Annotated in this window: 7 protein-coding genes and 4 pseudogenes; 7 read left to right on the plus strand and 4 right to left on the minus strand. The window is 59.1% G+C overall.

Annotated elements, in window-relative coordinates:
* Positions 1 to 84: pseudogene (locus NKH93_RS33920) on the minus strand (co-chaperone GroES); the annotation flags it as partial.
* A gap of 492 nt (positions 85 to 576) precedes the next feature.
* On the opposite strand from NKH93_RS33920, the gene NKH93_RS33925 reads away from it, so the two are divergent.
* From NKH93_RS33925 to NKH93_RS33950, 6 genes are all read left to right on the plus strand, one after another.
* A complete protein-coding gene (locus tag NKH93_RS33925) occupies positions 577 to 840 on the plus strand; it encodes a hypothetical protein (RefSeq protein WP_352976334.1) in 264 nt (87 codons plus the stop codon).
* Positions 837 to 1,154 (plus strand): hypothetical protein, encoded by a 318-nt coding sequence (locus NKH93_RS33930; RefSeq protein ID WP_352902191.1) that lies wholly within the window; start codon positions 837 to 839, stop codon positions 1,152 to 1,154. Before NKH93_RS33925 ends, NKH93_RS33930 begins: the two co-directional genes overlap by 4 nt.
* On the plus strand, positions 1,129 to 1,272 hold the full coding sequence (locus tag NKH93_RS33935; protein ID WP_352699084.1) for a hypothetical protein: 144 nt from the start codon (positions 1,129 to 1,131) through the stop codon (positions 1,270 to 1,272). Before NKH93_RS33930 ends, NKH93_RS33935 begins: the two co-directional genes overlap by 26 nt.
* Positions 1,273 to 1,297: 25 nt before the next feature.
* Entirely contained in the window at positions 1,298 to 1,540 is a 243-nt protein-coding gene (locus NKH93_RS33940; protein ID WP_352976335.1) for a hypothetical protein, read from the plus strand.
* Complete coding sequence (locus tag NKH93_RS33945) at positions 1,537 to 1,857, plus strand: hypothetical protein (RefSeq protein WP_352976328.1); 321 nt, start codon at positions 1,537 to 1,539, stop codon at positions 1,855 to 1,857. Before NKH93_RS33940 ends, NKH93_RS33945 begins: the two co-directional genes overlap by 4 nt.
* Before the next feature lie 295 nt (positions 1,858 to 2,152).
* Positions 2,153 to 2,785, plus strand: coding sequence for a tyrosine-type recombinase/integrase (locus NKH93_RS33950; RefSeq protein ID WP_352976330.1), 633 nt, complete (start codon positions 2,153 to 2,155; stop codon positions 2,783 to 2,785).
* Positions 2,786 to 3,087: 302 nt separating this feature from the next.
* Here the strand turns inward: NKH93_RS33950 and NKH93_RS33955 are convergent.
* A pseudogene (locus NKH93_RS33955) lies at positions 3,088 to 3,420 on the minus strand (cation efflux transmembrane domain-containing protein); the annotation flags it as partial.
* A 47-nt stretch (positions 3,421 to 3,467) separates the two neighbouring features.
* A pseudogene (locus tag NKH93_RS33960) lies at positions 3,468 to 3,711 on the minus strand (metal-sensing transcriptional repressor).
* Between the two features lie 394 nt (positions 3,712 to 4,105).
* Between NKH93_RS33960 and NKH93_RS34480 the strand changes: the two are divergent.
* A pseudogene (locus NKH93_RS34480) lies at positions 4,106 to 4,975 on the plus strand (adenylate/guanylate cyclase domain-containing protein); the annotation flags it as partial.
* Positions 4,976 to 5,622: 647 nt separating this feature from the next.
* On the opposite strand, the gene NKH93_RS33970 reads toward NKH93_RS34480, so the two are convergent.
* Positions 5,623 to 9,228 carry an AAA family ATPase gene (locus NKH93_RS33970; RefSeq protein ID WP_352976332.1) on the minus strand — a complete coding sequence of 1,202 codons (3,606 nt, stop codon included), beginning with the start codon at positions 9,226 to 9,228 and terminating at the stop codon, positions 5,623 to 5,625.
* Between the last annotated feature and the right edge of the window lie 568 nt (positions 9,229 to 9,796).

A 9,796-nucleotide genomic window follows, 5' to 3' on the forward strand; every position in this document is an offset into this window, starting at 1 on the left:
GGGGATGATGATGCCGCCCTTGGATTTGGTGTCGCTTTCGGCGCGCCGAATGACGACGCGATCGTGGAGTGGCCGGAATTTCATGGGGACTCTTTCTGGGGCCGGCTTAGGCGGCCGCTCCTCCTGATATAGGCGTGTTGGCACTCGATAGATAGGAGTGCCAGAATTATTTCTCGCCAATGGCCAAGAATTTGAATGATATAATTCGAGACGCGCAGAACTTCGTTCGGATGGGAGGGAAACTTTCTGCCGGATTGATTTTCGCGGATGCAGGTTATTATTTCAAAGATCAAATAAAGAGGGCCGCGACCTTGTTTGGAACTCAATTGAGGCGCATATGCAAAATTCGTTGATTTGGGTCGAGTTGGCTTTATGTCAGAGCCCTCGCCATTCACCACCGAATTCTCGAAAACGAGTGCATGCGCCGGTCCGGCGCACATTTAGTTCCGTTCGGACCCTGGAATGAAACCGATGCTGACCACGGATGTACTGGCAGCGTCGGGCATCGTCCCAGCGGTTCGAGTGGGAATGATACGGAAAAGCGCAGCCGCCCGTTTCCGCGGAAAGCCGCAATTCATGACCAGCCGCACCACAAATACAGTCGTTCGCTTCAAGTCGGCGTTTTCGCTGCCCGGCTTTGATCAACCGCAACCGCCCGGAGAGTATCGGGTCGACCATGACGAGGAGGCCCTCGAAGGGACTTCCCAGATCGCATGGCGCCGCGTGGCCACCTTCATTCACCTGCCGGCGATCACCGCGAGCGGTGCTATGCAGCAGATGGTGCCGATCGAACCGGCATTGCTTCAAGCCTCGCTGGAGCTGGACGAGAGACAATCATGAGAACCACAACCCTGATGCAACGCAACGCACGCCCGGTCCGCCGCGAAGCCGCAACGCATCTCTTCGCCGTCGGACAGGCTATCCGGCTGAAGAGCGGCATCGGCACGTTTCCAAAGGCCGCGGAAATCTACCGCGTCACAGCAACGCTCCCGCCGAGCGGAAATTCGCTGCAGTACCGCATCCGCAGCGACGTCGAACTTCATGAACGGGTGGCGACGCAGGACAGTCTCGAACCGGTCGACACGTCGCCGGGTGACAGCATAACGCTAAGCGAAAGGATCTTCGAACATGTCAAAGGGACAGAAACGATCTAGCCGGGAGATCAGGAAGCCGAAGCAGGAAAAGGTCCCGCCCAAGGCTGAAAGCGTATTCGGCGCCCAGACCAGACTTGCCGCCAACATCAGTGCCCTGCGCGGCAAGGGCAAGAACTGACGTCGCGACACGGGCACGGATGACGATGAAGATCGTGATCGAATTCTATCGCACCCGAAACTCGGACGACGCGCATGCCGTAGTCGGGCGCGAGACGGCGCAAGCGGCCAACCTCGACCATGCGATCGAGGTCGCCAGGCTTTTGGCAAAAACCCTGAACATGCCGCAGCAGCCGGACGCCATGACCATCATCGACGCGAATGGCGCGACGCTCTATTCCGGCGTTCTGGCCAAGGAAGCGATTAATGAGGAAAGGCCAACACCGTGAATGCCTATAGCAACGAAACCGATCGGCAGCGCAACACCGCCGGGCTTGCGGCCTGGGAAAATGAGGGTGGCGCATCGGCACGCGACTTCGCGGACCGTCAGTATGGCCGCCGCGTCGAAGCGGATCGGTCCTGGACCGTCTATAATGTCTTCAGCGGAATTCCGGCGCTGATCGACGGTGGTGCGATGACCGGCCTCAGCCGGTCGGATGCGACGCGCTGCATGTTGTCCCTCAACCACCGCAATGCCGAGCGCCGGAGGGCGCGGCTAGCGGCGCCGCCAATTGTCCCACACGAGGCAGCGGCGGGCCAATCATGACGCTCTCCTTTCCCAACCCCAGCCGCAGATTCGATGAAGTGCGCGATTTTCAGTATGTAGGCACCGTATCACGAACGTTCTGGTAGGACCGGAATGTCGCCTCCTGGAGCAAGCGGGCACGCGGTGCCACAGTCAAGTAATAGCTAGCAGCGTCGTTGCGGCCAAGATGGAGGTCGCCAGCGGAATGGCGCCTTTCTGGGTTCCAGACCCGGACCGTCTGTTTCCGGCCCAATCCCAACCGAGTCAGTACCCGGGCGTTCCTCCGGTGGCCAATCATGGCCGAAGGAGAAACGAAATGGGACATTCACACTATGACCCCACCGCTCCCGATCGCCGCGCCTGGAACGCGGGCAAGAAGGTCGGAACGAAGCGCCCGCTCAAACCTCGACAGATATCGGCGATCCGATTCTTTCTCGATCGAGAGCGGCGGTTGCGCGATCGAGCCCTCTTCGATCTAGCAATCGACAGCAAGTTGCGCGGCTGCGATCTCGTCAGTATCAAGATCGGCACCTTGGTTCTCGGGCCGGAAATTCGAACCCGCGCGACGGTCGTGCAACAGAAGACGGGCCGACCTGTTCAGTTCGAGTTGATGAGCGACGCACGCTCCAGTCTTCTCGCATGGCTGGAACGGCGCGGCGGCACGGTCGACGACTATGCATTCCCGAGCAGGATCGACTTAAAGCGTCACATGAGCACGAGACAGTATGCCCGCCTCATGGACGAATGGATTGTGGCGATCGGACTTCGACCCCAAGAATACGGCACGCATTCGCTGCGGCGTACCAAAGCGTCGATCATTTACAAGACGACAGGTAACCTCCGCGCTGTCCAGATTCTGCTGGGCCACACCAAAATCGAGAACACAGTGAGGTATCTCGGCGTCGACGTAGAAGATGCCCTCGAACTCGCCGAGGCCACGGAAGTCTAACCAGATGCGGCTCCATTTCCGAGTGGAGCCGTGGATGCAACGCGCCCAATGTCGGTCATTCGGGCCAGTGGCACTCTTTCCCACAGTCGGTCATTCAAATTAGTTGTGCCACTGCCTAAAAGCGGACGTTATTGACCGCATTGGAGGCCGCGCTTCGGAGGTGTGAGCCTATGGAGAGAGTGTCTTGAGGCGGCGCACGTCATCGGCGGCTTCGGCCAACAGCCAGTCGCGGAACGTCGTGATTTTCGGCAGCGTCGACGTGGCCTCGGATACGGAACACGGCGACCGCTTCATTGCCGATGAAGCAGAATGCCGGCCAGATCCTCGACCCGGCCCAGCCCGTAGGTGAACGTCTTGCTCGGTTTGCGACGGGCCAGCATGAAGGCGACCCACAATGGGATGGCGGTGACTGCGTCGCCAACATTGTGGATCGTGTCTGCTAGCAACGCCACGCTGCCGGAGAGGAACACGACCACCAACTGCAGCGCCGCGGTGATGGCCAGTATGACGAACGACCATTTTATTGCCCAGATACCCCGGTCGGTCGTCGCGATCGTCGGATCGATGACGCCGTGCGTGTGGGCATGCCCGCCCTCGCCACGATTGTGCCCATGGCCACCGAAGCTCTGTGTCATCGGACCGAAACCGAACTAGTCACGTATTTTATCCATCATGGCGCGTCTCACAGGTACTTGGTGATTTCCTTGAAGTCGTCGATGGAGCGGCGTTGTTCCTGCTCCAGCGGAACCGACGACGGCTTCAAGACAATGATCGAGATGGTCCTGGATCAGGGTTCGCTTTGCCTGGCAGACCGCCTTCTCGACGGCATGAAGTTGCTGGGCGACCTCGAGGCAGGGGCGGCCCGCCTCGATCATCTCAATTATACCTTTGACATGCCCGCAGGCCCGTTTCAGGCGCTTCACGATATCAGGGTGCGTTTCGTGGACGTGCGACCGTTCGCTCTAAGACAATATCAATTCGAGTGTCCGCATTGGCGGCACGGCGAGACATGACCTTGTGGGCGTTGTGATGCCGAGTTCCAACGACGTAGCTCTCGCTCATCCAGGCACCGGCCACCCACCAACGGCGCTATCGGGCGATTGTCCGGGCGACAACGGCAATTGTTAGCTAATCGCACGCCAGGGTCGCTGTCTCCGGCGTCCAGGGCGAACCACGCGCCAAAAACCTGCTCGACCGTGCTGAGGCAAGTTTCTGGCAGACATTTGCGCCGTGTTGTAGATTGGTTAGCGGCGATGGGAACGTAGAGGTTGGTCGGCAGTGGTTGGAAATGCTGCGCAGCGCCGTTTGGCTGCCATCCTAGTGGCCGACGTGGTTGGTTACTCCCGCCTCATGGAGGCGGATGAGCTCGGCACTTTTGATGTGATCAAGGAACGGCGAAGGGAGATCGTGGTGCCGGCCGTTCGAGAGCACGCAGGTCGAATCGTGAAGTTCATGGGTGACGGAATCCTGGCCGAATTTGCAAGCGCAGTAAATGCGGTGAGTTGTGCACTTGAACTTCAGCTCCGCATGGCCAAGGCAAATGAAACGCTAGCAGATGCTAACCGGATCAGGTTGCGGATAGGCATTAACCTAGGAGACATCATAGAGGACGAGTCGGATGTCTACGGTGACGGTGTTAACATTGCCGCTCGGCTTGAAACCCTGTCCGAGCCGGGAGGTATTTGCATTTCGGGCCAAATGTACGACGCAATTCAAGGAAAGCTCGAGATTTCAATCGAGGATATTGGGGAAAGCTCCCTCAAGAATATATCCAGGACAATTCGCGCCTATCGCATTAGGCCCAGCGACGCAGAAGGAGTCCAAGAAGCCCAATTCTTAAGGGGCAACGAGCGTACGACGGTGGCGGTGTTGCCGTTCGCAAATATGTCTGGCGACCCAGCACAAGACTATTTCTCGGATGGAATAACCGAGGACATAATCACGGAGCTTTCCCGCTATCAACATCTGTCAGTGATTGCACGTAACACGACAGCTCTGTTCAAGGATCGGTCCATAAACGTGGCGGAGATAGGCCGCAAGCTTCGGGCTGATTTTGTGATTGAGGGAAGCATTCGCCAGGCCGGCAACAGGGTCCGTGCTACAGTTCAACTCATCGACGTTCAAACTGGGACTCATGCGTTCGCAGAAAACTTTGATCGGAAAATTGAAGACATATTTCAGGTTCAGGATGAGATCGTCGATGCTATTCTAGGTCGGCTTTTTTACAATCTAGATGAAGCAGCAAGCAAAGCTCGTCAGCGAAATCCGACGACAAGTACCACCGCTTATAATTTGTGGTTGCGCGGCAGGCAGGCTTCGAGAAATGGCGATGAGGAGGATGCTATAAGCTGCCTGAATCAGGCGATCAAAGTTGATCCTCAATATGCGAGAGCGTTGGCCATGTTGAGTGGCCTGTATGGCTATAGACGATTCAGCGGATCCGCACGTGACAGTCATATGAAAATCGCCGAACTATCTCGCGGATACGCTGAAAGAGCCATCGCTGCCGACAAAACAGACGCCTACGTGCTTGAACAGGTAGCAGCTGCGTACCTAATGCTCGGCGATGGAGACAATGCAAGACGATACTCTGATAGTGCAAGTTTACTCAATCCGCGTGACATCTCCACGGCCGCCACGCGCGCACTAGTTCTCGCCTTCATAGGCGAACGCAATCGCGCACGGGAAATAATTGAACGCGTATATCGGGCTGAGCCACGCGTACCGCCGGGATGGACGGTTATCTTGGCAGACGTACAGTATCTAATGCGTGACTTTGATGGAGCCCTTAATACCTACAAAACAATTAACGGCGCACCTTTCTATGTAAGATTGCTTCAGTCGATGTGCCTTTCCCAACTGGGGCAGATCGATGAGGCAAAAGCAATTCTAGGCGAGGCACCGACAGGTTTCGACGTTCCGGCATTCGCCCGCAATTGTGCAGGCATGTGCGCGCTGGCCGAAGACCGTGAATTGTGGCTCGAGGGGTTTCGCAAAGCAGGCGTGGACGTGTGAGCGCCGTGCCGCGCTGGAGGTCGTTGTGGGGTACGCGCCAAGCTTGCATCAAATCGGCACAAACTACCTTGTCTGAACCGACCCAGATGGGGCGACCTCAACGGCTCAGGGCGTCCAGCGCCCTTTGTGCCGCGATGAGGTCGACGATACCTAATGTTAAATGTGTGCACCACCGCTTGCAGACGCGTCGCGGCCTCATCGACACGACCTTGACGTGCCAGAACTGGTGCTAGTTGCGTTGCGGCGCGAAGCTCGAAGAGTCTCGCTTGCTGCCGACGGGCAGTGGCAATTGCTGTTTCGAATAAGTGCGCGGCACCCGTCAGGTCATCTCTGCCTGCGGCGATCTGGCCACGAAGGCGAATGCATTCTGCTAGGTAGCTCGCCTCGTCCGTATCGAAAACGAGGGTATCGACATCATCAAGCATTTGCGATGCGTCTTCGATGCGGCCGGCCCGCAGGAGAAGATCACAAAGTTCGCATGTTTTCTCAGGGGTATGAAATACGACGCCCTGCCCACGCCAAAGAACCATACTCTCCCGGACGTCATCGATGCCGGCATCCAGTTCACCTAAATGCGAGCGGGCATGGCCACGCCACCTAATGCCGCTGCTTCGACGCGCCGCGTAGCCATGCCGATCGCAAATCTCGACGATCTTCGTAGCGTTATCGAGTAATTCCTTGTATTGGCCGAGTAGCGCGCACAATTGGCACTGCACGAGAAGATGCCACGCGAGGTCGAAGGGCTTATCGAGCTGGTCAAAATCTCGCATCAGGCGCTCTTTCTCTTCGACTGCAGCATCAAAGAAACCCAATATGATCAGCGATTCGCTAAAATATGCCTGGGCAGACACACGTTGATCTGCACCGGCGAACGAAATGCGACGACTTGGGTCAACCCGATCAATCAGATCTAAAGCCTTGCGCAAAGCCTCCGCTGCCTGCGGTTGTTCTCCCCGGTTGTAGTGAGCAATGCCCTTGGTTGCCCAAAGACCACTCAGATAGGCCGTTGGAAGGAGATCGGCACAGTTTGCGAGTTGCTCTTGGGCCAGGCTCAGGTAATCGTGATTGCGCCCAGTGGCATAAAAAAACGCAGCGAGTGAAAGCGCAACGTCACATTGCAATTCGACCGATGCGGTGTTCGCGGCAGCAAGACGTGCATCTTCAAGCGTCTTCCCAAGGCGCTCAGAACGATACCCTTCAGCCTGCATCAAGGCATTGGCCATCGCAAGGTGGAGACGTGTCACCCGTTCGGCGCCGCCCGGTGCGTCGCCAAGTCTCCTGCTGCAGTCAATAGCACTGGCAAAGTGCGACACGGCTTCGCGGGTGGCCGCTCTGGCCAGGGCGGCCCCTCCCGCCTTTTGCCAGTGATCGACCGCGCTCGCCCAATCCCCCGCTTCCTGAAGGTGGTGCGCGAGGAGTTCGGGTTGCGCCTCACTGATCTCGGGCCACTTTTCCTCCAACACATCTGCGACACGCTTATGCAGCTCCTGGCGCTTAGCGCGCAGCAGCGTGCCATACGCTGCGTCCTGAACGAGCGCATGCTTGAAGAGGTAGGTGGCCAGTGGCCGGGACCCTCGGCAGAACACCAGACCGGCGCCGACGAGTTGATCCAGTGCGCCATTTAGATCAGCGGCATTTCGCTGTGCGACCGCTGCCAACAATTCGTAGGAGAACTCCCGACCGAGAACCGCGCCTACCTGTGCGACCTCCTTAACGGTTGAACCGAGGCGATCGAGCCGCGCCATCAACGAGGCATGCAGCGTGGCGGGGACGTTCAAGGCCGCCGCGCCGGCCCGCGAAAGCACAGCGCTGGCGTTGCCGCTCTCCAACACGGCCTTGGTTAGCTCCTCGACGAACAGTGGCACCCCATCCGTGCGTTTAATGATCTCGGTGACAACATCGCTCGGCAGCTCTCCGTTGCCGACGACCCGTTGGACCAGCGCGGCGCCGTCGCGACGGTCCAGCCGGCTGAGGGCAAGCAGTCTCACATGTGCCTGCCCGGTCCATGGCGCTTGAAATTCCGGGCGAAAGGTGACGACCAGCAGCACCGGCAGGCGCGACATGCGCTCGATGAGAAGGTCGAGCAGCTCGCGTGAGCTAGGGTCGATCCAGTGCACGTCCTCGTAAAGCATCAGCACCGGGCCTTGCCGCGTCAGGTATTCGAGCTGGCCGAGCAGCGCCTCAAACGTTTTCTCTTTCTTACGCTGGGGCGTCACTTGGGGAAGTGGGAAGCGACCTTCGGTCGGCAACGACAGCAGCTCGGCCAGCAGCGCCACGTCCTCCGGCGAGGTCGGGGCAAGCAGGGCCGCAAGCTTATCCAGCTTCCTCTCAGGCGGGTCGTTGCGCTCCAACCCGGCGGCACGTTCTAGCTGCGCAATGGTCGGGTGGAGCGCGCTGTCTTGATGGTGCGGCGAACAGAAATAGCGCAAGCGGATGTGTGGCTCATTCTGGATCCGCTCCTGCAAGGTGACGGTGAGGCGCGACTTTCCGATGCCGGGCTCGCCTGAGAGCAGCACCACACGACCTTCACCACTTTTCGCGCGATGCCAGTGGCGCTGCAGCAGGTCGACCTCCTCCTCGCGCCCGACCAGCGGCGTGGGCGTCGTCCCATGCAGCGCCTCGAACCGGCTTTCGACAGCGCTCTCGCGAAACACCTGATAGGGATGGATCGGCTCCGGAAAGCCTTTCACCTCGACGGCGCCAAGATCGCGATATTCGAAAAGATCGCCGACCAGTTGCCGCGTTTGCGGCCCGATCACGACCGTGCCGGGTTCGGCAAGAGCTTGTAGGCGGGCGGCGAGGTTCGGGGTCTCGCCCACGACGCCGCGCTCTTGACCTTCGCCAGCGGTGATCAGATCGCCTACGATAACCTGTCCGGTGCCGATGCCGATACGAACCCGCAATGGCTCGGGCTCTGGCAGTCGCCTAACGGCATTAACGAGAGCAAGGCCCGCGCGCACCGCCTGCTCGGCGGCGTTCTCGTGCGCCTGCGGGTAGCCGAAATACACCAAAACTCCGTCGCCCATATACTTGGCGACAAAGCCGCCGAAGTTGGTGACCGTATCGGCGACACAGCGGTGATACGCTCCGATGGTCTCACGCAGGTCTTCGGGATCCAGACGCGTCGCCAGCGCCGTCGAGCCGACGAGGTCCACGAACATTACGGTCAGCTGTCGACGCTCCGCGCTTGGCTCTCGGGTGCGGCTCTGAGCCGCGATGTCATCGGTGCTCGCGTCGGGATGGCTTGACGATGGCCCCAGCCCCACTACCGCGTTGCGGAATCGTTTGCGATGACCGAGGAGCATACCGAGCTTCTCGAGGTCGGCATCGGTCAGCTCCGGCAGGACTTCCGCGTCGATCGCGTTGTCGCGAAATGCCTGCTCGTATTGCTGGAGGCCGAGGCCCCGCAACCAAGTGGCAACGTCCACACAGATCTCCCAAGGCTGAATTTGGGTCCCTCAGCCGCAACATTAACTCAGATGCCAGGGAAATGCTGTAGGCTCGGCGACGGTGACAGCAAAAGTCGAAACGCTCCTAGTGATCAAGCCTCCGCACCGGTGAAGGTTTTCCCATGCGGGGCTCGGCGCGAGGGTGCGTTCGGGGCCGGCCTTGGCCCGCGTCGGAAAACCTTCACCGATGCTGCCGGACCGCAATGCGCCTCATGTCAGACGCTAGAGTCACCTTCTTCGTTGCCTGTAAGCAGACATTCGATCGACTGAGGCGATAGTTGACTTTTCCATACGTCCATTTGGACAACCGCTATCGCGCGTGGTCGCCTTAGATCGAATGGTGGCGAAACAGCCACGTGTAACTTGCACCCAGCTAGGCCTTGCGAGCGAAGCCGGAAAGCGCAGGGCAAGCACTTGGCGGTTACGCGAGATCAGCACCAACACCGCGATGGCCGCCAGGTAGGGCAGGGCCCGATAGCTGCTCCGAGGGGGCCTGAAGGCCCGCGCCTGTCCCTGCAGGATCGTCAAGCCGCCGAGCAGGACGCGC

The sequence above is a fragment of the Mesorhizobium sp. M0954 genome, from assembly GCF_040319155.1.
Taxonomy (GTDB): Bacteria; Pseudomonadota; Alphaproteobacteria; order Rhizobiales; family Rhizobiaceae; genus Mesorhizobium.